This window comes from Robertmurraya beringensis, from assembly GCF_042433785.1.
GTDB lineage: Bacteria > Bacillota > Bacilli > Bacillales > Cytobacillaceae > Robertmurraya_A > Robertmurraya_A beringensis.
The window spans coordinates 1-22,438 of record NZ_JBHLUU010000122.1 but is presented as its reverse complement, the minus strand read 5'-3'; the positions used below and the strand labels follow the sequence as shown (position 1 = coordinate 22,438).

24 protein-coding genes and 1 riboswitch are annotated in these 22,438 nt (G+C 36.8%); of the genes, 7 read left to right on the top strand and 17 right to left on the bottom strand.

Annotated features, from left to right (window positions below; translation table 11 throughout):
- Window positions 1–3 precede the first annotated feature (3 nt).
- The 9 genes from ACFFHF_RS20010 to ACFFHF_RS19970 all read right to left on the bottom strand — a co-directional run bounded on the left by ACFFHF_RS20010 (window position 4) and on the right by ACFFHF_RS19970 (window position 7,099).
- Window positions 4–189: a hypothetical protein gene (locus ACFFHF_RS20010; protein ID WP_340904129.1), complete on the bottom strand. Its 186-nt coding sequence runs from the start codon at window positions 187–189 to the stop codon at window positions 4–6.
- A complete protein-coding gene (locus ACFFHF_RS20005) occupies window positions 179–703 on the bottom strand; it encodes a QcrA and Rieske domain-containing protein (RefSeq protein WP_160547026.1) in 525 nt (174 codons plus the stop codon). Before ACFFHF_RS20005 ends, ACFFHF_RS20010 begins: the two co-directional genes overlap by 11 nt.
- Window positions 704–714: 11 nt before the next feature.
- Entirely contained in the window at window positions 715–1,275 is a 561-nt protein-coding gene (locus ACFFHF_RS20000) for a 4Fe-4S dicluster domain-containing protein (protein ID WP_066048124.1), read from the bottom strand.
- Window positions 1,276–3,444, bottom strand: coding sequence for a molybdopterin oxidoreductase family protein (locus tag ACFFHF_RS19995; RefSeq protein WP_160547025.1), 2,169 nt, complete (start codon window positions 3,442–3,444; stop codon window positions 1,276–1,278).
- Window positions 3,431–4,510 (bottom strand): hypothetical protein, encoded by a 1,080-nt coding sequence (locus tag ACFFHF_RS19990; RefSeq protein WP_160547024.1) that lies wholly within the window; start codon window positions 4,508–4,510, stop codon window positions 3,431–3,433. The genes ACFFHF_RS19995 and ACFFHF_RS19990 overlap by 14 nt, the downstream gene beginning before the upstream one ends.
- Before the next feature lie 257 nt (window positions 4,511–4,767).
- The gene (locus tag ACFFHF_RS19985) at window positions 4,768–5,286 is read right to left on the bottom strand and encodes an HD domain-containing protein (protein WP_160547023.1); all 519 of its coding nucleotides are present in this window, start codon (window positions 5,284–5,286) and stop codon (window positions 4,768–4,770) included.
- 17 nt (window positions 5,287–5,303) lie between these two features.
- Window positions 5,304–5,594: a hypothetical protein gene (locus tag ACFFHF_RS19980; RefSeq protein WP_160547022.1), complete on the bottom strand. Its 291-nt coding sequence runs from the start codon at window positions 5,592–5,594 to the stop codon at window positions 5,304–5,306.
- A gap of 218 nt (window positions 5,595–5,812) precedes the next feature.
- A complete protein-coding gene (locus ACFFHF_RS19975; protein ID WP_340904135.1) occupies window positions 5,813–6,172 on the bottom strand; it encodes an aminoacyl-tRNA hydrolase in 360 nt (119 codons plus the stop codon).
- 144 nt (window positions 6,173–6,316) lie between these two features.
- Window positions 6,317–7,099, bottom strand: coding sequence for an N-acetylmuramoyl-L-alanine amidase (locus ACFFHF_RS19970; protein ID WP_377058901.1), 783 nt, complete (start codon window positions 7,097–7,099; stop codon window positions 6,317–6,319).
- Window positions 7,100–7,344: 245 nt separating this feature from the next.
- Here ACFFHF_RS19970 and ACFFHF_RS19965 point away from each other — a divergent pair, with 245 nt between their 5' ends.
- The 3 genes from ACFFHF_RS19965 to ACFFHF_RS19955 all read left to right on the top strand — a co-directional run bounded on the left by ACFFHF_RS19965 (window position 7,345) and on the right by ACFFHF_RS19955 (window position 11,212).
- Window positions 7,345–8,670 carry a CNNM domain-containing protein gene (locus ACFFHF_RS19965; protein WP_160547020.1) on the top strand — a complete coding sequence of 442 codons (1,326 nt, stop codon included), beginning with the start codon at window positions 7,345–7,347 and terminating at the stop codon, window positions 8,668–8,670.
- A gap of 132 nt (window positions 8,671–8,802) precedes the next feature.
- A complete protein-coding gene (locus tag ACFFHF_RS19960; RefSeq protein ID WP_160547019.1) occupies window positions 8,803–10,224 on the top strand; it encodes an amino acid carrier protein in 1,422 nt (473 codons plus the stop codon).
- Between the two features lie 97 nt (window positions 10,225–10,321).
- The gene (locus ACFFHF_RS19955; RefSeq protein ID WP_160547018.1) at window positions 10,322–11,212 is read left to right on the top strand and encodes a VanW family protein; all 891 of its coding nucleotides are present in this window, start codon (window positions 10,322–10,324) and stop codon (window positions 11,210–11,212) included.
- Window positions 11,213–11,264: 52 nt separating this feature from the next.
- Here ACFFHF_RS19955 and ACFFHF_RS19950 read toward each other — a convergent pair whose 3' ends face one another.
- Both ACFFHF_RS19950 and thiT read right to left on the bottom strand, forming a co-directional pair.
- Window positions 11,265–12,041 carry a divergent polysaccharide deacetylase family protein gene (locus ACFFHF_RS19950; protein ID WP_340904139.1) on the bottom strand — a complete coding sequence of 259 codons (777 nt, stop codon included), beginning with the start codon at window positions 12,039–12,041 and terminating at the stop codon, window positions 11,265–11,267.
- A gap of 96 nt (window positions 12,042–12,137) precedes the next feature.
- Window positions 12,138–12,731, bottom strand: coding sequence for an energy-coupled thiamine transporter ThiT (thiT, locus tag ACFFHF_RS19945; protein ID WP_160547017.1), 594 nt, complete (start codon window positions 12,729–12,731; stop codon window positions 12,138–12,140).
- A gap of 62 nt (window positions 12,732–12,793) precedes the next feature.
- A riboswitch (TPP riboswitch) is annotated at window positions 12,794–12,892 on the bottom strand.
- A 209-nt stretch (window positions 12,893–13,101) separates the two neighbouring features.
- On the opposite strand from thiT, the gene ACFFHF_RS19940 reads away from it, so the two are divergent.
- Genes ACFFHF_RS19940 through ACFFHF_RS19930 form a run of 3 tightly spaced genes read left to right on the top strand, consistent with a single transcriptional unit; the run spans window position 13,102 to window position 14,478 of the window.
- The gene (locus ACFFHF_RS19940) at window positions 13,102–13,257 is read left to right on the top strand and encodes a hypothetical protein (protein ID WP_377058900.1); all 156 of its coding nucleotides are present in this window, start codon (window positions 13,102–13,104) and stop codon (window positions 13,255–13,257) included.
- Window positions 13,258–13,295: 38 nt separating this feature from the next.
- Window positions 13,296–13,802, top strand: a complete 507-nt coding sequence (locus tag ACFFHF_RS19935; RefSeq protein ID WP_340904140.1) for a hypothetical protein — start codon at window positions 13,296–13,298, stop codon at window positions 13,800–13,802.
- Between the two features lie 31 nt (window positions 13,803–13,833).
- Window positions 13,834–14,478 (top strand): hypothetical protein, encoded by a 645-nt coding sequence (locus ACFFHF_RS19930; protein ID WP_160547016.1) that lies wholly within the window; start codon window positions 13,834–13,836, stop codon window positions 14,476–14,478.
- A gap of 148 nt (window positions 14,479–14,626) precedes the next feature.
- Here the strand turns inward: ACFFHF_RS19930 and ACFFHF_RS19925 are convergent, their stop codons facing one another.
- From ACFFHF_RS19925 to ACFFHF_RS19900, 6 genes are all read right to left on the bottom strand, one after another.
- Complete coding sequence (locus ACFFHF_RS19925) at window positions 14,627–15,802, bottom strand: methyl-accepting chemotaxis protein (RefSeq protein WP_377058898.1); 1,176 nt, start codon at window positions 15,800–15,802, stop codon at window positions 14,627–14,629.
- Window positions 15,799–16,314 carry a CHASE3 domain-containing protein gene (locus tag ACFFHF_RS19920; RefSeq protein WP_377058897.1) on the bottom strand — a complete coding sequence of 172 codons (516 nt, stop codon included), beginning with the start codon at window positions 16,312–16,314 and terminating at the stop codon, window positions 15,799–15,801. The genes ACFFHF_RS19925 and ACFFHF_RS19920 overlap by 4 nt, the downstream gene beginning before the upstream one ends.
- Window positions 16,315–16,414: 100 nt before the next feature.
- Complete coding sequence (locus ACFFHF_RS19915; RefSeq protein WP_160547014.1) at window positions 16,415–17,503, bottom strand: nitric oxide synthase oxygenase; 1,089 nt, start codon at window positions 17,501–17,503, stop codon at window positions 16,415–16,417.
- Between the two features lie 69 nt (window positions 17,504–17,572).
- A complete protein-coding gene (locus ACFFHF_RS19910) occupies window positions 17,573–18,754 on the bottom strand; it encodes an alanyl-tRNA editing protein (RefSeq protein WP_377058896.1) in 1,182 nt (393 codons plus the stop codon).
- 90 nt (window positions 18,755–18,844) lie between these two features.
- Window positions 18,845–19,792, bottom strand: coding sequence for a DUF2705 family protein (locus tag ACFFHF_RS19905; protein ID WP_340904146.1), 948 nt, complete (start codon window positions 19,790–19,792; stop codon window positions 18,845–18,847).
- Entirely contained in the window at window positions 19,789–20,727 is a 939-nt protein-coding gene (locus ACFFHF_RS19900) for an ABC transporter ATP-binding protein (protein WP_340904147.1), read from the bottom strand. The genes ACFFHF_RS19905 and ACFFHF_RS19900 overlap by 4 nt, the downstream gene beginning before the upstream one ends.
- A gap of 231 nt (window positions 20,728–20,958) precedes the next feature.
- Between ACFFHF_RS19900 and ACFFHF_RS19895 the strand changes: the two genes are divergently transcribed.
- Window positions 20,959–22,314: a TrkH family potassium uptake protein gene (locus tag ACFFHF_RS19895; protein WP_160547011.1), complete on the top strand. Its 1,356-nt coding sequence runs from the start codon at window positions 20,959–20,961 to the stop codon at window positions 22,312–22,314.
- Window positions 22,315–22,438 lie beyond the last annotated feature (124 nt).

Below are 22,438 nucleotides of genomic sequence, written 5' to 3'. Positions count from 1 at the left end.
TAATCACGCCTTCTTTTGATCTTGTTTGTAAATAAAAATAGCAATAGGGAATAAGATTAGATTTAAGAAACAATAAATAATGGCAGTTACATAGTTCTCAAAATAATACTGGTGCACCATTTTTTGTGTAAATACAATATTTAACATAAGAATGACTAATAGGGCAGCAAAATTGAAATTACACTTCATAACGTTTCACCTTCACTGCATATACTGCGTCTTTCTCTATTTTCACTTCAATTTCAGGTAATGGTCTACGAGGAGGACCGGCAGTTGGTGCTCCTGTTTCCACATCAAACTTCCCATGATGGCAAGGGCAAAGCATTTCCCCTTTTTCCTTTTCCCAAAATACTGGACAACGAAGGTGAGTACATGCATTTTGATAAGCAACATATTTTGTTTCGGTTAATCGAATTAGTATGGCATCGTCATGTTCACCTGGGAACTTAAAATCCACGGAATGACCAACAGGAATACTTTTTATATCAACAATCTTTTTGTGAGGATATTCCTTGTTTCCTAGTCCCAACAACTCCTTAGCTGCCACCCCTCCCCACGGAAGAGATGATACAGCAAATACACCAGCTGCTCCAACCAAAGTCTTCATAAATCCTCTACGGTCTAGCTTTCTTTCATTGTTCCGATTGATATTGTGGGTATAATTATCTTCATTAAAGGGGATTTTATTATTTTTATGTGTCATGATAATCCCTCCTAAAATAACTTGGTTACTCCCTGTAAAATACCAGGGAGATTCACTCGTACATTTGTTTCGCCTTCAAGATACGGCATACTTGTAACCCATTTACCATTATCTAAATTGAACTGCTTTTGCTTTGCTTCTATTTCATCATCCGTTAGCCACTGCAATGTATTTGATGGACATACACTTGCACACATAGGAGGTATACCATCCTTTGTCCGGTCAATACACAAATCGCATTTGTACATAAGATTTTGTTCCGTATCAAATTTGGGAATTCCATATGGACAAGCAATCGTACAGTTTTGACAACCAATACACTTTTCAACCAATGCAGACAATACAGCACCCGTCTCATGAATCTGGATCGCTTGAGCGGGACAGCTTCTTGCACATGCCGGATTGACACAATGAAGGCACATGAGAGGCATCGTCTGACGGTTTACAAGAGGATTCACATCATATACATAGTTTCTGTTTTTCTCTTCATGTCCTCCGCACTGCGTACAGGCAGCCAGACAAGAACGACAGCCGATACAGTTTTCTAATTCTAGATAGAGCCTCTTCTTCATTTATTGCACCTTCTTTATTTCTAGTTTTTCTATTTGTGCGGCACAAGCCTTAAACTCAGGCATTCTTGACATCGGATCCAGTGCAGCAATAGTAAGGAGATTAATAGATTGATCGTGACCAAAGTGATATGGTACGAACACCGTATCTTTTCGAATAGCTTCAGTTATTTTCACTTTATAATCAGCGGTTCCACGTCGAGTGAACAGTCGGACGACCTCTTCATGTTGAATGTCATATTTAGAAGCAGTATCAGGATGTACCTCAACATAAGGTTCTGGACACATATCCCGTAAAAATTGAATTCGTCTCGTTTGATTTCCAGATAGGTAATGGTACACCACCCGTCCAGTTGTTAAACGTAATGGATATTCTTCACATGGCTCTTCCGCTGGTGGTCGGTATGGAAGTGCACAAATCTTGGCTTTTCCATCTGGATGATAAAACTTTTTGTCTAAGAACATATGTGGTGTTCCCTTATCAGCCTCATCTTTACAAGGCCAAAACACCCCATCTTGCTTCTCGATCTTTTCCCATGTGGCTCCATAATAATCTGCATAACCACCTTTAGAGGCTAAGCGGAATTCGTCTCCGACATCTTTTGCTGTTTTTAAATGGCTGAAGTATTGACCTCTTCCAAGTCTTTCAGCAAGCTCAACTTGAATTTCCCAATCTGGTTTAGATTCACCAACAGGCTCTTGGGCTTTATTAATCTTAATGATTCGACCTTCGAGATTGGTGACCGTTCCCTCATCCTCCGACCAAGTGGTTGTTGGAAGAATAACATCGGCAAATTCAGCTGATTCAGAAAGGTAAAAATCTGCAACAACCATAAAATCGAGATTTTTTAAAGCGTTTCGCACATAGTTAAGATTAGGAGCACTAACTGCTGGGTTTGAGCATAGTAAGTAAAGACCTCTAATCGTTTTATCTGTCATCAGCTCAAACATCTCATATGCTGATACACCAGCTTGCGGCATCTCTTCCGGCTTGATTCCCCATACTTTACTTACTTCTCGAACATGATCTGGATTGGCAATCTTACGATAACCAGGAAGTGCATCCGCCTTTTGCCCGTGCTCACGTCCTCCTTGCCCATTGCCTTGACCAGTAAAAGTGGCTACGCCTGATTTTGGACGACCAATCTTGCCCGTTACGAGCGCTAAATTGGTATACGCAGACACATTGTCAACACCTTTATGCTGTTGCTCAATTCCACGAGCAAACATAACTACAGCATTTGGAGCTTTTCCATATATCTCAGCTGCTCTAATAATCTTCTCTGGAGCAACACCAGTAAGTTCGCTTGTATATTCTGGGGTAAACTCTCTTACTAATTCCTTTGTCTCTTCAAATCCATTTGTGTGATTGTTCACAAAATGTTCATCAATATGGCCCATTTCGATTAATTGATGGAGAATTCCATTTGCAAGGGCAAGGTCTGTACCTGGACGAAGATCCAAATGAAGATCCGCTCTTCTTGCAATGGGTGTTTCACGTGGGTCAACCACGATGATGTACCCTCCTCTTTCTTGTACATTCCAAATGCGGAACATAGAGGTTGGATGACATTCAGCTGTATTACTTCCAGCTATAAGCAAGCAATCTGTTTCATGTATATCTGTCCAAGGTATCGTTGAGCCTCTATCGACACCTAGTGATCTCATAAATCCACCAGCTGCACTTGACATACAGAAGCGGCCATTATAATCAATATATCTTGTGCCTAGTGCGACACGAGCAAACTTTCCAGTTAAATAGCATTTCTCATTTGTCATTGATACTCCGCTAAAAACTGAAAGACTATCTTTTCCATAATTCTTCTGTAATTCTTGGAATTTCTTTACGATTAACGTGTATGCTTCTTCCCAACTTGCCTCACGGAAACCTTCTTTTGTTCCTTTTAACGCTTGATTATCACGAATTAACGGTCGTAGAATCCGGTCATCATGATTCGTTTGTTGGTAAGCTGTTACACCTTTCGGGCACATTTTCCCAACTGTTACAGGCCATTCATATCGTGGCTCTACACCAATAATTTTGTTTGTTTTTGTATTCACTCGTAAATTCATCCCACATTGCATTCCACAATAACTACAATGAGTTTTTACTAGTTTCTCGTTTGGATGATGTAAGTTCTTTACTTCTTTAAAAAATTTATCCCTTTGCATTCTGGTTTGCCTCCTTAACTTTCACTTCATGTGTAGGGAAGCCAGAGAACTGAGCGATACGGTACTTTCTCCGACATGGAAGACATAATTCCGCAAGATGGAAGTCTTCCTTTTTAAATTCCATATGGTTCACGCCTAGTACATGGACGACATCATTTGATTGTTCAGTAGATACAAATTCCTCACTACAGACCTTACAATGCTTCATTGACTGCTCAGCATAATGCTCACGGTAGTTTCTAGCAAAAATACTTACAGGACGGAAAGGAATATGTGCTAACTTTCCAAATGGTAAATATATTAAGGTAACAATCACGGAATATTGATGAATTAATGACATGACCGAGTGACCCCAGCCGTGTAAAAACATATTGATAAACGTCAATGCAATCCCAGTGATACTAACAAAAAGTAGTAAATATAATGGCAAAAAGTCGTAAACCACCGTCTGTTCCGCACGTGCTTGCATGTTCTTCAATCGTCTGTAAATTATCATGCAAACACCAGTGATTACCATAACTGCAGAAATGTTTAAAGCGTTATAGAAAAGGTAGCCTAAAACACCGTCTGCTTTAATAGTCATGATGTCAATTCCCATTCCAACGACCGTATAATATCCGTTCTCTTCCATTGTAAAGTACATCCATCCAAACACTAGTGGGAAGGTAACGAATGCTGCTATTACACAACCCCAACCCATTAAAATATGTTGAGTCCAGCGATAGAGCCCGCGATTCCAGATAAAACGGTAGGTGACTAAGTGTTCTGTAGTCGTTTTAGGGGTTGACTTTCTAAACAGAAGTTTTAATCCCTTTTTAATAAAGATTTTTGTAGGTGGACGTTCTCCCCAAGCAATAAATCGATAAAAGAATCCCCCTAAAAAAACAATCGTGCCAACCATGTATCCGTATAGGTTTAAATCGATATGAGTAAACATTCTCGTTCCGATAAATGATAAAATTGCTAGTCCGCACACACTTATAAACATAGATTTGGCAAACTTAGAAGCAAACGCGCGTTCAATTGAATGTGTTGCTTTTTTATTTGCTGAAAGTTCTCCTTGCATTTTTTAGCTCCTCCTTGAAAAATCAACATTTAAGTTATCCTCATTTTATGTCTTGATCTCATTTCAACGTATCGGGGGATTTCCCTATCAGCCTCGGAAAATTCCCTTAGAGGTCTATTTTTCGGCATTCACTCGGAATCTCAACCCTTACAAACGTTGATATATCAACGTTTTTTGATTTGTGGCGATTTTGTAACAGTTGATGTCATACTCCATTTCCAACAAAAAAAACCACTTTTCTGTAGTAGAAAAGTGGTTTATCCCCCATTTAACTCGATATCAATCATGTGATCTAATCTTTCTAAACTTTTTCTTGCCCTCTCATTTGAAATGGTTCGATAATGATGCAATCCCCCTTCTTCCTCATCCATCTCATCCGCCTTTTTTACGATTTCTTGCAAGGGAGTTCTAACGATTGTATTAGTTGGTAAGAATGAATCGGTATGAAAAAGAATGGCATGAGAAATGACCTTTGCTGACGCGGGGTTTTCACCTAGGCGGATTAATAATTTATGAGCGCGTTCAGCCCCTTTTATAGGATGGATATCATATTTTTTATACATTTCATAATCCCACTTCCCATTTTTATACCAGGTGAAGTGTCCAATATCATGCAGCAACCCAGCTTTTGCTGCTAAATCAACGGGTACTGAGTGTTTCTTTGCTAAGTGAAAGGAATGATAAGCGACAGCAATCGCATGGGAAATGCCTGATCTAGTCAAATATTTTTGTGCAATGTGATGGTCAAAAATCGCCTTTAATTCAACGTCACGCAATTGTTGTCCCCTCCTTTTTACTCAGGTAAATTGCCAACATAAATGATATAGGCCAAGAAAACGATAATAAATGCAGCTAGGCCCACGGTAATAACACTTCTTATCGCCCCTTTCCAATTGGTAACACCTGAAAAACCAATGATACCGACGAAGAATACAATCATTGTAAAATAATAAATCATTTTTAACGGATGAACACCAACCCACTGGATAAAGTAAGAAGTAAGTATATTAGTAGAGAGAACAAATACGAGGCCTCCAGAAAGTAAAACCATGAAAAATGACCATGTATTCAGTATCTTTCCCATATTTTTCTCCTCCTTATTCTATTCTTACTATTAAATATATACAGAAAGAGAAGGAGTTATTTCACATTGTCTCAATATTCTGTATACTATTCCACAAACTTTCTTGTAATCCTTCTTATCCAGGAGGATCTTTTCACAATTTCCCCACTTAAATAAAAAAACTGCTGACCTGTTTATCAAGTGAGCAGTTTTGTTTTTAAGAAATCCGTCCGTTTATATTAATACCGTTTAAACTGGCTTACGAATCTTTTACTTAACAGTCTAGGCATTGGTGGTAAGGCAACTACCGATAACTTTCCATTTAGCACTTCAGTGACTCCTTTTTCATGAACCGCATAAAAACCGCTTTCCACCAACGTTTCTAGCTCGTTTTCACTGCCCCTTAATATCATTTTTTTCATACCTGACTGGTACCATTCTACATAGTATTCAAAGTAATCAGGAAACCTAGCTTGCTTGGAGCTGACCATATTTATGGTGGATATAGTAGCAGCATGGGCAATTTGTGAGGCTAGTTTCCCCGGAGCCAGGTTTAAGTCCTCGTTCACAACGTAGTATTGCACGACCTCATTATTCACCGATTCCCCTCCCTTACAGCAACAAATTCAACTTTTTCTTCTATGTATACTCATAAAAAATACATTCTATGCGAAAACCGTTGTTCACTTGACCACCAAACTTGTCCATAAAAAGAAAAGCACTCCATTTAGAAGTGCTTTCGGTTATCCTTGATGAACAAATGCATCAAAGCCTTCTCTTTCTGCCCTATTTGCTAACTCTTCAGCTCGTTTTCTATCTGCGAATGCGCCTATTTGGACTTTAAATAACCCATCCTCTTGGTATACATAGGTCTCGAAACCTTTCGCAACTGCTCTTTCAGCTAGCCTTTCCGCATTTTCTCTATTTCGAAATGCTCCTATTTGTACTCGATAAACTCTTTGTCCAGTCGATGGATCAGGTGTCGTTTTTCTTCTTAAATTAAACGCCCTAGCCAATCCGTTCGTATGCCCCCTTGCCAAGCTTGTAATAAAAGCCGGACTTCTTAACTTCTCAGCGTCAGAAGTGTTATCAATAAAACCATTTTCTGTAAGGACTGCATCCATATTGGTTTCCCTTAGTACATGAAAATCAGCTTGCTTTTGTCCTCTGTTAGAGAAGTTTACTACTTTAAGAACTTCCTCATGTATAGCTTGACGGTACGTAGTTGTAGGGGCGCCTGCATCTGGATAAACATAACTCTCAAATCCAGTTCCCCCACCTGCATTTACGTGTATCGAGAGGAAGAAGTCAGCTCCCCAGCTGTTTGCTGCATTTGTTCGGGAAATTAAACTCACGGTTTGGTCCCCCGTTCGACTCATCTGTACTTCAACATTTTCGTATTCATTGATAAGAAAATTACGAATGGTAGAAGCTATACTTAGTGTTATATTTTTTTCTTGAAGTCCATTACCAGTCGCTCCAGGATCTGTTCCACCATGACCTGGATCCAAAAATATTTTCACCATTTTATTTTTTCACCTCCTTACTTCTTATATATGAAAAAACAGCAAAATAAGACAATGTTTTCACCTTTTTATTGTCAAAAATCTCAATTGCGAAATAAAGTTGATGTTTTCTTAGTAAATAATAGTATTTTTCTTTACAGTTTTTTTTTCATTTCATATATTAGAATGGAGCAGTATTTTATACGCGCTTAAGAAGAATACTTAATACATAGAAGTTGAAAATTTTTTAAGAGGATGATTTTGTTTTGACCATTGAACTAGTCATATTAGTTGTATTAATTTTATTAAATGCCTTTTTTGCCGCTTCAGAAATTGCACTCATTTCCCTAAATGATAATAAAATTAAAGTGATGGCTGATGAAGGGCATAAGAAGGCTAAGATGCTTCACCAGTTATTAAGTGAACCAAGTCGTTTTTTGGCAACGATACAAATTGGCATCACATTAGCTGGGTTCCTAGCGAGTGCGTTTGCTGCTGAGAACTTTGCTAGCGACTTTACTCAACTGCTACTTGCTTTAGGAGTACCCTTATCAGAAAGAATGCTTGGTACCGTTTCTGTTTTTGTAATTACGATCATTTTGTCTTACTTTACTCTCGTATTTGGAGAATTAGTTCCAAAACGTTTGGCCATGAAAAAAGCGGAAGCCATTTCAATGATAGCCGTTATTCCACTGACCACCTTGTCAAAGGTTTCTGCGCCGTTTGTAAAATTACTCACTGGATCAACAAATATTGTCGTTCGTCTTTTTGGTGTTGACCCAAATGCAGAAGATGAGGATGCAACAGAAGAAGAAATCAAACTAATGCTCGATATCGGCAAGGAAAGAGGAACCATTCAAGAAACAGAAAGCGTAATGATCAACAATATATTTGCTTTTGATAATACGTACGTGACAGATATCATGACTCACCGAACAAATATAGTTGGCATTCCTGCTGAAGCAACCATTAAAGATGTCGTTCGTATCGTTAATGAAGAAAAGTATACGAGATTCCCTGTATACGGGGAAGATATGGACACCATAATAGGTATCTTTCATGTGAAAGACTTAATTGAATTTATGGAGCACGAAGATAATCGTCCTTTTGAAATGAAAAACATCATCCGTCCTCCTTTTTACGTTATTGGATCAATGAGAACAGACGATGTGTTTAAGGAACTCCAGAAAAACAAAACTCATATGGCCATCGTTTTAGATGAATATGGTGGAACTGACGGTATTGTAACTGTTGAGGACCTTCTTGAAGAAATCGTCGGAAATATTTTTGATGAATATGATGAGCATGAAGAAGAAGAAATTGAAATTGAAAAAATTAGCGACAATGAATATCACATCCTAGGAACAACCAGTTTGGATGACGTGGAGGATGTGTTAAAATTAGGTCTCCCTTTAGATCAGTACGAAACATTAAGTGGTTTTTTCATTGGGGAACTAGGTAGATTCCCTGACCAAAATGAACAGCCACATTTCACATTTAATGGAGTTCAATTTACCGCTATAGAGTTGGATGAACTAAGAGTATCAAAAATTCAAGTGAAGGTTCTAGAAATAGTAGAAAATTCACAGTAAAGGCGTTCTTTTAGAACGTCTTTTTTACGTTTTAATCTACTTCAACGAAATTAGGATTGACAGATGAATTGATTTTCTAGATAATTCAACTAATGTGCAAAAGTACAAATTTCGACATCAGGAGGAAGTATAATGGAATGGATTCAAACAATAGTTGGACAAGCAAATAATATTTTTTGGTCATATATTTTAATTGGCTTGCTACTAGGCCTTGGTTTATATTTTACTGTTAGAATGCGATTTGTCCAAATCGTAAAGGTTGGAGAAATGTTTCACGTATTAAAAGATAAAAATACTGGGCCTTCTAATAAAAAAGGTGTCTCTTCATTGCAAGCATTTTTTATAGGCGCTGCTACAAGAATCGGCATGGGTAATATTGCTGGAGTCGCAATGGCAATAGCTGTTGGTGGTCCTGGTGCTGTCTTTTGGATGTGGATCGTTGCGATTTTAGGAGGTGCGAGTGCTTTTGTAGAAAGTACTCTTGCCCAAATATTCAAAGTTAAAGATGGGACTGGATTTAAAGGCGGTCCAGCTTATTATATGAGAAAACAACTGGGATCGGTTGGATTAAGTAAAGTATTTGCTTTTGGTATCATATTTTCTTTTGGACTAACTTTCATTGCGGTACAAAGTAATGTGATCTCTGCATCCTTTAAAAGTTCTTTTGGGACTGATAATCTACTTGTAGGTATCGTTTTAGCTATTGTAACAGCTATTATTATTTTCGGTGGAGTTCAACGGGTTGCTAGATTTTCATCAGTCATTGTACCAATCATGGCTTTCTTTTATATATTATTAGCTCTGTACGTCATCATTACTAATATACAAGAATTACCTGGCGTTATCTCACTTATTTTCAAAAATGCATTTGGCATTGACCAAGCAGTTGGTGGTGGCGTTGGTTCGGCTATAATGATGGGTGTGAAAAGAGGTTTATTCTCAAACGAAGCGGGTATGGGTAGTGCACCAAATGCTGCTGCAACTGCGGTCGTATCTCACCCTGCCAAGCAAGGTTTTGTACAGGCACTTGGAGTGTTTTTTGATACCCTCGTAGTATGTACTGCGACGGCGTTTATTATTTTACTATCAGACTCCTACACCACAGGCCTTCAAGGTATTGAATTAACGCAAGCATCTTTAGGCGAACATTTTGGAAGTTGGGCTAGTCTCTTTTTAACCATTGCCATTTTCATGTTTGCATTTTCTTCAATTATTGGGAACTACTACTATGGAGAAGCAAATATTGAATTTATTCATAAAAGTAAGGCAACGCTTCTTATTTTCCGAATTTTAGCCGTTGGGATGGTTATCTTTGGGGCCGTTGCTAGCTTACAAATTGTTTGGGACCTAGCTGACTTAGCAATGGCCATTATGGCCACTACAAACTTAATTGCCATTGGTTTACTAGGAAATATTGCTTTTAAAACACTTGATAATTACCTTGAACAACGCAAGCAAGGTCTTGACCCTGTGTTTTTCGAAGATAGTATTCCTGGTTTAAAAGGGGTAGAGAGCTGGCCTAAACAAAAGCAAGAAACAACTGAAAAAGCTTAAACGATAGACTGGGAATTCCCAGTCTTTTTTCATTTCTCAAACCCCGTATAAGGTAATCGTGAACTTGGAATAATACTCATGGTACCTTAGCGGAAGGATGATACGATTGAAATTAACTGGACTTTTATCTATTCTCATGCTTATTCAACAACCAACCGATCACGATGTACTCACATTGATTGATAATGATCAACCCATAATGACTGTAGATCGAGAAGAACTAGTTTTTCCTCTTCCTAATACTCCGCATATGGACTTGCATCATCTTGATATATTAACTGCTGAACTTTCCCAACAAGTATACATAGAGCCGAAAAATGCTTATCTTGATGATTATGGAAATTTACAGCCAGAGCAGCTGGGATATCAACTGAATAAGAGATCCTTTCATACCCTATATCACTCCTATTTTTATAGTAAAGGTGCCAAAACGCTTAAAGTCCCTAAAAAACCGATTTATCCTGAGGTAGATAGTGAGTTATTGTCAAGAATACGCCAACAAGCCATCGGGTATTATGTCACATATTTCAATAGCTACAATACCTCAAGAACAAACAATATACGAAAATCGTCCGAGGCGATCAATAACTTCGTCCTATTTCCAGGTCAGACTTTTTCGTTTAATGAGGTGGTTGGTCAACGGACAAAAGAACGCGGATATATGCCAGCTCCTATTATTGTTCGAGGTGAGCTTTCCGAGGGGGTCGGCGGAGGCATTTGCCAAGTATCTTCTACACTCTTTAATGCTGTGGATCGAGCAGGGTTAAAAATCGTAAAACGATATTCCCATTCCAAACGCGTTCCTTATGTTCCTCCAGGTCGCGATGCAACAGTAAGTTGGTACGGTCCTGACTTTGTTTTTATGAATAATTATAAACATCCTATCTTGATTCGTTCCAAAGTGAGAGGTGGTTCCGTATCCATTCTTTTATATACTTCAGACGATGTGAATGTCGAACAAAATCAAGTACCAAGCATGTATCAATAAAAAACAAGGCTGTCCGATGTAATGGAGAATCTCTCCCACTGGACAGCCATTTTTAATATAGATGAAAATACTTTGATCGAATGGAGTCTGATAACAACTCGGATACAGGAACGACCTTTATATGCTTTTGCTTAAATTCAGGCATTGACTCAGTAACACCTAATGAACATACCTTGCCCGATGTACCAACATGTCCAATCGCAACAGCGGTTCCCCTACTCTCCGCAATCCTTGCAAGAATAAGCATTTGTTTTTTCACTTGATTTACCGAACAGATATCATCAAGAAAGACATCCCTTTTAATAAAAGGTACATTCAATTCCTCAGTAATTTCCTCGAATTTTGACTTTGGACTTGTTGCACTATCAACAATGTATAACTGTTTTTCTTTTGCCACTTCAACAATCACTCGGACAATCTCCTCATTCTCAACGACGAGGGAGCCCATATGATTATTTAAGCCCATAGCATGAGGAACACTATCGATCGCATCAATGACTCTCTTTCTTACTTCTTCTTTTGATAAGTCATTGGTGATTGGCTTTGGTCCTAACCAAGAGGCCTTTCCCTTTTTTGGCTGCATGGGCAAATGTACCATGATCTCTAAACCATTTTCATATGCCCATTCTGCATGCTTTTTTGAAAGTTCATTAAATGGCATAATAGCTGCCGTTATTTGTACGTCACCTTCTAAAAAATCCTTTACACCTCCTACACCACCTCCAAAATCATCAATGATAATAGCTGCCTTTTTCATTTCCTGGCCATACCCATGATGAGGAAACATTGTAAAAATGACTAGGATCATGATAAATGAAGTTTTTTTCATGAAAGCCTCCATTTGAATGTTAGTTATTTGGATAGTTTCTCACATATAGGAAAAACCATACAAAAAACTCGTCCAAAACATTGGACGAGAGTTAAATTACGATATTTTTTTTACGTTCTCTGAGGAAATCCTTTTGTGTAACAGGAATCTTGGAGAACTTGACACTAAAAGGAATAAAACAATGGAACAATAGATGGCGGCCCCAATCATGGTACCACCGTTCACACCTAGTGAAAATAAGAGTGGCGACATCCCATCCGGTGCATTTTCTCCCCAGAATAAAAATCCTGCGATAAAATGCCAAAAATAACGTGCAGCACTTCCGACGAATGTGGCAACTATGATCCATTGAAGGGCTTTCTTCTTATTTTCAGTTAGTGCAACCTGAATTTTTTTCATAAAGAAACCTGCAAATCCAATAAACGCAAAGGCAAGAAAATACTCAATGAAACCCTGTAACGGAGTTAAAATATAAGCATCACCCATAGCAATTTGTAACAGTCCCCATAAAAAGCCAGAAGCTGTTGCTGCAAGGAATCCCCATCTAAAAGCAATAATTAAAATTGGTAGCATCGCAAATGAAATAGAAATATTAGGCGATAGCTTGATCGATGGTAGAAGGTCAAGAATTAGTGCAAAAGCTGCAAAAAAAGAAGCTTCAATCATCATAATTAGTCGTTTGTTTCCCATAAAAAAATCTCCCCTTTTTCTGAAACCTCAAGGAGAGTGTAGAGAGACATGATTGCAAGAAAAATTCAGTCAGTCCACATCCCTGCGCTAGAATTATCTAACAGGTTCAAAGGGTCAGAACAAACGTTCACTCTCAGCATAACGCTCCCCTTGTGGTTTCTTCGTATGTAGTTTATTATTTCGTACTCATTATATCATATAAAATAAAATAGAAAAGCATCTAGTTGGAATTAAATATACTACAATATTAGTAGGCTAATAAGTCAGAATGTCATTTCATTCTGTTATTTTTGTACATAATAAATAGATAAACAATACTAGTTATTGATAGTTTAATATGTATAATTTATTAGAGGGATGTGGTGAGAAAATGAGGGTACAAGAGGTATTACTAGATAATAATAAAAAAAGATACATTCTTTTAGACGAGGAAGGATTGCCGGTAGTTGAGGCAGTTAGATATTTAAAATATTTGGATTCTATTGGTAGAAGCATTTTTTTAAAGTACAATACTATTAACCAATAATTCTCATTATTGTAAAAAACTATAGGAGTGTATTTTTTTTGAAAAAATATTTGTATTTCTTTCTATTTACGATTCTCTTATTCTCTTCATTTCCAAATCAATCCCAGGCAGCTTCGACAGAAGTAACATCCGTTGGTAATACTGCGACTACAGACTATGCTCCAATTAATAAAAAAACTGGTACTGGTGGAGGGGTTTCAACTTTCGGGTTAGACTTTGCTCGTGGTACAGTCTCTTGTTATTCTATTAGCAATAACGTATATTGCCCTTGGACAATTCAGGTTGGTGGTGATGTAATTTCTTATAGTAATGTAACTGTAGAAATTCAAAAAGACCATGGCTTCCTTAATGGAGGTTGGGAGCCCCATAAAACTTTACCTTTCAATTATCGAATTAATACACCAAGTTCTACTATTAGAAATGAAGGATCTACTACTCTCTCTGACGGTGCATATCGTGCCCGACTTGGAGGTACATTTACCACTGTTAAAAATGGTGTGTATGGAGCATGGGCAAACGGATGGTCATACTTCGAGGTTAAATAAATTTAAATTATAGGGACTGGAGTTGTTACCTTTGAAATGGTTAAGCGCCTTGGAAGAAAATGAAACAATACCGTCCAATATTTCGGAAGAAATTTCTGATTTTAAAATCAGGGCACTTGATAATGAAGAAACACTTGTCAAGGAATTTTCTATACTGACTCAGTTTTTTGTGTTATTAAGCGCCCAAGACGAAAACAGCATGACTTCATTGTCTCTACCTCATAGAAAAATCACAAAAAAAACATTAAGAGAAATTGTTGCACATTTTAATAGCAGAAAAGTTGTGTTAGAACATAATAAACCCGTTGAAATAATGCTCACTAAACCAAACAAAGAATCAATAGCTGAAATACGTTCGTGTAAGTTAAACCCAATAGTTAAGAGCCTTTATGGATCAATTAATAATGACTTATCCTATGAGTGGCGGCCACAAAAAGTTTATAAATTGCATCCTCAATTTATTGAAAAGTTTGAAGATGATAATTTTTATGTTGTTCTAAACTTTTTGCAGGAAACCTCTAATAATTCCCTAATTACTCTTCAACTATATGACTGGAATCTTGAAGAGTCATTAATAAAAAATTTAGCTATAAGATATTTAGCTCATAAGTGTAAAAACGTCTATTTATGGATTGATGAAACGAAAAGAATAACAACGATTCAACTTGAATTATAAAAAGGTTCTCTTTGATTCGTCAGCCCTGTTAAAGAATTAAGAGAAAAGCCGTATAACATATTAGATATATCTAATATGTTATACGGCTTATTATCATTGATTTTATTTATTTTTAGTCTTGATAACTAAAACTAGATGCTTTTCTATTTTAAATCTTAAATCGGTGGACTAACTTTTGTAAGGTTTCAGCCATTCCTGATAGGTCTTGAGCACTAGCGGTTACTTCTTGGAGAGTAGCAACGTTTTCTTCGGTCCCGGCTGCTACTTCTCTTGTTGTTGCAACGCTTTCTTCTGCGATTTCTTTAACCTCGCCAATTGCTTGCACGACATTTGTACTATGCATACTAAGTAGTTCGATGGCACATGAAACGTCTGATACCTTTTCAATCACATCTCCCATTGACTCTCCAATAAGAGCAAACGCTTTCTTTGCATCCTGACTATATTCAAACCCTTCAGACACTTTGTGAGACTGTTCTTCCATTGCAGAAACAGCTAGGTCCGTTTCAGATTGGATATAAGAAATCATCTTTGTAATTTGATCAGCTGATTTTTTGGATTCCTCTGCGAGCTTTCTTACTTCGTCTGCAACTACAGCAAAACCCTTGCCATGTTCGCCTGCTCTCGCCGCTTCGATTGCTGCATTTAGTGCTAGCAAATTCGTTTGATCTGCAACGGTGGTAATCATATTTAGGATAGAAGTAATTTCATTCGAGCGTCTCCCTAACTGACGAATAATTTGTGAAGCATTCAAAACTCCATCATTGATAAGGTTCATTTGGTTAACAACTTTTTCGATAGATAATGCTCCTTGATCAGTAACATTAAACGTGTTATCGGCTGTGACGAGCATTTTTTCACTACTTTTTGTAATTAAGTTTATATTGCTAGACATCTCTTCAATTAATGAGTGAATTTGGGTTAAATGTTGCAGTTGCATATCCATACCCTCTGAGTTTTGTTCAACAATATGAGAAATTGTTTCACTTGCTTGAGTACTATCCTGCGCACTTGTACTTAGTTGTTCACTACTCGCTGCAACTTGAGCTGATGAATCTCTCACTTGCACTACTACTTCTCTTAGTCCTGAAACCATTAAGTTCACAGACTGTATCATGGCTCCAATTTCATCTTTATTTTTCACTTGAATTTCATCAATAGAAAGATCCCCACTCGCTACCTTCTCAATGGCCTTAGATGCATGAACAATTGGTTTTGCAATCTGTAGGCTAATAATCATCGCTAGTGCTAATGCCACAAGAATCGCAGCAGCACTTATAACAATCATTATTGTAACGATTCCATCTATTTTTTTTGTAGTCAAACCACTCGTTCTAAATGTTTTTCCTGAATAGATAGAAGTTCATTTACTTTTGCATTAAACTGCATGCCTAACGTTTGTGCAGTTGATTTTGCTAGGATTAAATACCCTAGTTCATCGTTGTCTTTTTTCATTTGTATTTGGTCTTGAGCAAACTTCGAATCATTTTTTGACATTTCCTCAAGAGCAGTTAATGTAGTTAATAACTCCTTATCAGTGATGGTTGTTTTTAACTTTTTCATAGAGTTATCAAAGCTTTTTACTGCCTCATTGTATTCTGTAAGATAATCAGCTTCTCCTGTGAGTAGGAAGCTCCTAACGGCTGCTGATTTTCTAATCATTTGTTCTTGAAGATTTTTCACTTCTAACTTTTGACCTACTTCTTCTTTTAAGAATGATTGATACGTATTGTTTACTGAATAAAGTTGAAAAATTCCAGCACTTGCTACAACTACTAACATAATTAAAACAATTACAAAACTACCTATAATTTTTTTTCGAACAGTGATATTCATGATTGCTCCCCCATTTATAGGATATACTTTATACCTATATTAACAATAGTCCTTTTGTAATGGAAGCGTTTTATTTAAAACGAAAAGAAATAGACAAAATCTATTTCTTTTCATAAGGAGCTACTTGATAAAAATAATTTGGCAATTGAGTGCTGTTGTCATATTGTTGGTGAAAAATATGGGTTAATGCGGGAGAAACAGGGGGTATTAACCAAGTCCAATTGCCTGTTAATTTTCGTCTTTTTTCTTTCTCTTTTTCTTCAAACAACTTAAACTGAGCCGCTGCGGTGTGATGGTCAACAATACTAACTCCAGCTTTTTTATAGGAATATAGCACCGCTCGGTTTACTTCAAGTAGCGCTCGATCCTTCCAAAGACTATTATTTCTAGACATATCCAATTTCATATAATCAGCAACTATAGGCAACACATTATATCTATCTTCATCCGCTAAATTTCTAGCCCCTATTTCCGTTCCCATATACCAACCATTAAATGGGGCAGCCGTGTAATGAATTCCACCAATTTCAAGAAGCATGTCAGCGATCATCGGTACACCATACCATTTTAATCCTAGTTCTTCAAACCACTCATATTCCGGATGTGAAAGATTGACCTCAAGAACGAGGCTCGGAGGAATAGTACACCAATTTGGTTTTTCATTATTTACTTGAACCACTAGAGGTAAAAGGTCATAATTTGTATGCTTCCCCTCCCACCCAAGCTCTTCACACACCTTTGTAAATGGAATAGAATGAGGATCTCCAATCAATCCGTGCTGTGAATCATATCCAGCATATCGTACAAGCTGGTGGTTCCAAATCCGAACAGAATGTTCCTTTGTCTCTTGTTTAAAAATAGATATAGTAGGTCTAATATGACCATTGTTTGTCGCAAATTTGATATGTTCGAAAAGTGCATGAATGATCTCATCTGCTTCATGTAAATGTCGATAATCTTTAACAATCAAAGATTCCCAAAACAAACGTCCTATACATTTATTACTATTTCTCCATGCCATCTTTGCCCCATGAGAAAGTTCTTCATATGTATGTTCATATGTTCCCGTCTTACGAATCGAACTTTTTACTTCTTCCACTCTTGCTAACAAGGTAACAGAATCTTTTTCTAGTTCTAAATAGCAAAGATTGAGAAACTCTTCTGCTTTTTGGAGTAAATCTTCATTCAAAGCTAATCCCTCACGTTTTTTAGTTTACATAATAATATTATCGTATTCTTAAATTTCACCTGGAAATATTTACTTTAATTGGTGCAAAAGCATTGTAAGTAGAGCATCAGAAGTTATCGTTTTAGCCTCTCCACCTCCTTGTGCCTTTTTTTCATTTCCTCCACCCTTTCCATTGATCACTGGTAATATTGATTGAGCAAGGTATTTCATATTTATAGCGGCCTGTTCTCTTTGGCAAACAAATTGTAGTTTCCCATTAATTTCTGAAACGAAAAGTACATTGACTTCAGGATCGTTAGCCAACACATATCGGGCAATGGTTTGTAGTTCTTGGAGGCCCTTATCTTTAAATGTAGTTTGAACGACTCTATGGTTTCCTACTTTTATTGTATCTTTTAATAACTCCAGAGCTTCATATTGAAAAATGGTATCCTGTAAAGACTTAATTTCTTTTTCAAGTGTTTTATTTCTATCAATAAGTCGAATAGCATTAGTCTCTAGTTCATTTTGAGGAGCGTGTAAGAGACTTGTTAACTTTGAGATAACAGTTGTTTTATCATGTATTTGCTTTCGAACACGGTGTCCACAAACAAACTCAATTCTTGTCTTTTTCTTTTGCCGCTCAGTACCCAAGATAGATAGGGCTTGAACTTCACCTGTATTTTGTGGATGTGTACCTCCACAACCGTTATAATCAAATTCAGGAATGATCACCAAGCGAATATTTTCTTCAACTGAAAGTGTTTTCCGTAGAGGATATTGATTTACTTCCTCTTTTGAAACCCATACTGTCTCAATTTTTCTGTGTTCAAGAATGATCTGATTTGTTAATTGCTCGACTTTTTCCAACTCTTGAGAAGAGATATTCTCTACATTGAGATCGATTGTGACTTTTTCTGACCCAAGATGAAAACTAGTTGTCTCATAACCGTATAATTCTACAAATGCGGCTGTGAGTATATGCTGTCCTGCATGCTGCTGCATATGATCAAATCTTCTTTCCCAATCGATAATTCCCTCTACTTTCGAACCAACAGGAATGGAATCATTTATATAATGACGAATTTCCCCATTTACTTCTTCCACATTCGAAACTATTTTTCCGTTAATCGTTCCCGTATCGCATGGCTGTCCTCCACCAGTAGGATAAAAGGCAGTCTCACTTAGAACAATATAATCTTCTTCACTTTTCGTAACAGTTGCTACAAAAGTGGATTGATACACATTTTCATAATATAATTTGTTTGTCATTTTTCTCTAACACTCACTTTCGTTAAGAAATGCTACACCTACTTTATCACAAAAAGAAAAGAGGTAGCTATTTCTACCTCTCTCCTTGTTTTATATACTCACATCACGTTTTTGAAAATAAACAAACGTCGCAATCATAAACACAATATAATATACTGAAAGAATTGATAGGGAACCAGCTAAGGTAATATTTTGCAAAATCTTATCTTGGAAGGCAAACACAGTTAAGTCCAGATGAGGAAAAATAAGAAACTTTGCCCACGTATACTCCTCAGCTAGCATGATAATAAGCCCTCCTAATGTAGATGAGACAAATAGAACAAAAATTCCTATGCCTACTGCTACAGCCTGACTTTTAAAGAGAGTGGATAGCATAAAGGAAATTGTAGTAATCATAAGCAAGCTAGGAAGAAAATAGACTGTTTTTAAGAGAAACTGTGTTCCAAGTACGGCCTCTTTTTGCCCGTCTAAGGTATATTCGAAAAATGGTGTATGAAAATCTCCAAACCCAAAAAATAATATTCCTACAATGAAACCTGAGATAAATAATGCTGCCATTAAAATCAATGCGTTAATTATTACTGCCACATACTTTGACAATAAGATTTTCCATCTTTTATGCGGCCTTATTAATAGCTGTTTAATGGTGCCATCTGAAAACTCAGCAGCGACGATCGCACTAGCAACAATCACAGAAAACAAGGTCACCAGTGTTGTTACACCAATAACTACATCGTTCATAAAATGCCAATTGGTTTTTGCAGTTGGATTTATGTTTTCTTCGAGAAATCTTTCATTTTGTTTGATTTGGTCTTTTAGCCATGTGGGATCTTGGTCGGCAGGAATTTGCTCGATTTCTTGTTTATACTGAGCATTCTGTGCTTCTAAATTTTCACGCCAGTTTTCATCTACTTCTCCATTTACTCTTTGATAAATAAATCCACCAATCACCATCGCAACTACTAGTATAGCAATATAAATCCAACTTGCCCGTTTCTCAAAGATTTTTATCATTTCATTTTGAATAAGTCCGATCACATCGATTCCTCCTTCTTTTCTTTATTTGTAATCTCAAGGAAGCGATCTTCAAGTGATGTTTTTATATAAGAAATTTCATACACTTGTAAGTCGTTGGAGACAAACAACTGATTTGCCCTAGCAACTGTCTCCCGATCCATAGATGCATATAAATATCCTCTCTCTACCTTTCTTTCTTCACCCAAATTTTGATTTACTAATAAATTAAAGGCTTGTTCTGTGTTGTTTACCTCAAACATTACCTGTTGTTTTGTTTGATGGCTCATATTATTAGATTCATTCATTCGGGATATATGTGTTAATTTGCCTTTTTCTATTATCGCAAAACGATCACACATCAGTTCCATTTCTGAAAGCAAGTGGGAAGAGACCAATACAGATATCCCTTGATTCACTAATAATCTTAAATAATCACGAAATTCCCTTATACCTTGTGGATCAAGTCCGTTTGTCGGTTCATCAAGAATGAGGATGCTTGGACTATGTAATAAAGCCTGAGCAACTCCGAGTCTTTGTCTCATTCCAAGGGAATATGTTCTTACTTTCTGGTGGATCGCTTGTTCAAGACCGACCAAGCGAATTACCTCATCAAGCCTTTCAGTTGAAACCTCTCTAGTAGCCATTCTCATATAATGCTTTAGGTTTTTCATTCCACTCATATATTTATAGAATTCTGGATTTTCTACAATGGCCCCTATTTCACCCATTGCATCTTTAAATGATTGATCTAGATCATGTCCATTTATGACTACTTTTCCTTCTGTACGATTAATTAAGTGAACGATCATTCGAATGATCGTTGTTTTTCCAGCTCCGTTTGGACCAAGTAAACCAAAGATTTCCCCTTTTTCAATTTGAAAAGTTACGTTTTCAACAATCAGTTTTTTCCCTATTTTCTTTGTAAGGTTGTTAACTTCTAGAGCATATTGAGTCATTTTCACCCTTCTTTCCATCTTTTATATAGCACCTATTTCTATACGATTAAAATTGGATAAAGTTACAAATTATTATTTATTTTCAATTGTTTCCTCATTCACTCTGTTAAAATAATACTAGATGACTGTTTGAGCAATTGAATAAACTACTTCCCGATTACCATTATCTTTTGTATAATTGGAACTTATGGGAACAACAATATGTTTAGAATATTTTTAAAGAGGTTTATTATGAAAATTAGTTCGAAAATCTTTATGGAAAAGCTTTCATCTGTTCAAATTATTGTGTTGTTTTATATCATTGCGGTAGGTATTTCTACTCTTCTTTTACTAATCCCTGTTGCACTAAAACCAGGTGAAGAGCTCTCTTTTGTTGATGCTTTATTTACTGCGGCAAGTGCGGTAAGTGTCACTGGATTATCAACAATAACTATTGCAGAGAAGTTTAGTACTACAGGTATGTTTATATTAACTTTCATCCTCCAATTTGGTGGAATTGGGATTATGACTCTGGGAACATTCATTTGGTTGGTAATGGGAAAAAAAATTGGACTCAGAGAAAGAAAATTAATCATGACAGACCAAAATCAATCGACCTTATCAGGACTTGTACAGCTTATGAGACAGATACTTTTCCTTATTATATTAATTGAAATTATCGGTTCATTGGTTTTAGGTGCTTATTTACTGCGTTACTACCCTGACTGGCCTGAAGCATTATTACACGGATTTTTTATGAGTGTTAGTGCAACAACCAATGGCGGCTTTGATATTACCGGTAAATCCCTTCATCCTTATGCAGGTGATTACTTTGTTCAACTAGTCAATATCATTTTAATTGTGTTAGGGGCTATAGGATTTCCTGTATTAATTGAAGTTAGGCATTTCTTATTTAGGAAAGAAGATACCCTTTTCCGTTTCAGCTTATTTACGAAAATAACATCAACCACTTTTATACTATTAGTAGTGATTGGAACCATACTCATCATCCTTTTTGAATATAACGCATTTTTTGCAGGGAAATCTTGGCATGAATCTTTCTTCTATGCGTTCTTCCAATCCGTATCGTCTCGTAGTGGTGGACTATCAACAATGAACGTGAATGAATTCACTACACCAACGTTACTCATTTTATGTATACTTATGTTTATTGGAGCATCCCCAAGCAGTGTTGGGGGAGGAATACGAACCACTTCATTAGCAATTATGATGCTTAGTATCTTCAGCTATGCCAAGGGAAAAGATACAATTAAAGTATTTAAAAAAGAAATACTGCAGGAAGACATTCTTAAATCCTATATTGTAATAACAACAGCTATAATGATTTGTTCAGCAGCTGTGATCACCATTGCCGTGCTAGAACCATCGATAGGTCTTATGCCAATCCTTTTTGAAGTCTGTTCTGCATTTGGAACCACTGGATTATCTATGGGGATTACTTCCGAATTAAGTGTCGCAAGTAAGCTAGTCATAATTTTGGTCATGTTTATTGGCCGTATAGGTATCTTCTCTTTCCTATTTATCATTCGTGGAAACCCAGTTAAAGAAAAGTTTCATTATCCTAAAGAACGAATTATTATTGGTTAGTGTTAATGACGTTCTCCAATGTCCAGAACTTGACGGTGTTGATTGTCCTAAAACTGACGGATTCACTGTCCAAAAATGAAAGGGAAGCAGTTCACATGCTTCCCTAATGATTTACAAATCAACT

What these genes read in the sequence shown, in the direction of transcription:
- ACFFHF_RS20010 (WP_340904129.1), bottom strand. Translation starts at nt 189, where the DNA reads ATGAAGTGTAATTTCAATTTTGCTGCCCTATTAGTCATTCTTATGTTA.
- ACFFHF_RS20005 (WP_160547026.1), bottom strand. Translation starts at nt 703, where the DNA reads ATGACACATAAAAATAATAAAATCCCCTTTAATGAAGATAATTATACC.
- ACFFHF_RS20000 (WP_066048124.1), bottom strand. Translation starts at nt 1,275, where the DNA reads ATGAAGAAGAGGCTCTATCTAGAATTAGAAAACTGTATCGGCTGTCGT.
- ACFFHF_RS19995 (WP_160547025.1), bottom strand. Translation starts at nt 3,444, where the DNA reads ATGCAAAGGGATAAATTTTTTAAAGAAGTAAAGAACTTACATCATCCA.
- ACFFHF_RS19990 (WP_160547024.1), bottom strand. Translation starts at nt 4,510, where the DNA reads ATGCAAGGAGAACTTTCAGCAAATAAAAAAGCAACACATTCAATTGAA.
- ACFFHF_RS19980 (WP_160547022.1), bottom strand. Translation starts at nt 5,594, where the DNA reads ATGGGAAAGATACTGAATACATGGTCATTTTTCATGGTTTTACTTTCT.
- ACFFHF_RS19970 (WP_377058901.1), bottom strand. Translation starts at nt 7,099, where the DNA reads ATGGTGAAAATATTTTTGGATCCAGGTCATGGTGGAACAGATCCTGGA.
- ACFFHF_RS19960 (WP_160547019.1), top strand. Translation starts at nt 8,803, where the DNA reads ATGGAATGGATTCAAACAATAGTTGGACAAGCAAATAATATTTTTTGG.
- ACFFHF_RS19955 (WP_160547018.1), top strand. Translation starts at nt 10,322, where the DNA reads ATGATACGATTGAAATTAACTGGACTTTTATCTATTCTCATGCTTATT.
- ACFFHF_RS19950 (WP_340904139.1), bottom strand. Translation starts at nt 12,041, where the DNA reads ATGAAAAAAACTTCATTTATCATGATCCTAGTCATTTTTACAATGTTT.
- thiT (WP_160547017.1), bottom strand. Translation starts at nt 12,731, where the DNA reads ATGGGAAACAAACGACTAATTATGATGATTGAAGCTTCTTTTTTTGCA.
- ACFFHF_RS19940 (WP_377058900.1), top strand. Translation starts at nt 13,102, where the DNA reads ATGAGGGTACAAGAGGTATTACTAGATAATAATAAAAAAAGATACATT.
- ACFFHF_RS19920 (WP_377058897.1), bottom strand. Translation starts at nt 16,314, where the DNA reads ATGAATATCACTGTTCGAAAAAAAATTATAGGTAGTTTTGTAATTGTT.
- ACFFHF_RS19910 (WP_377058896.1), bottom strand. Translation starts at nt 18,754, where the DNA reads ATGACAAACAAATTATATTATGAAAATGTGTATCAATCCACTTTTGTA.
- ACFFHF_RS19900 (WP_340904147.1), bottom strand. Translation starts at nt 20,727, where the DNA reads ATGACTCAATATGCTCTAGAAGTTAACAACCTTACAAAGAAAATAGGG.
- ACFFHF_RS19895 (WP_160547011.1), top strand. Translation starts at nt 20,959, where the DNA reads ATGAAAATTAGTTCGAAAATCTTTATGGAAAAGCTTTCATCTGTTCAA.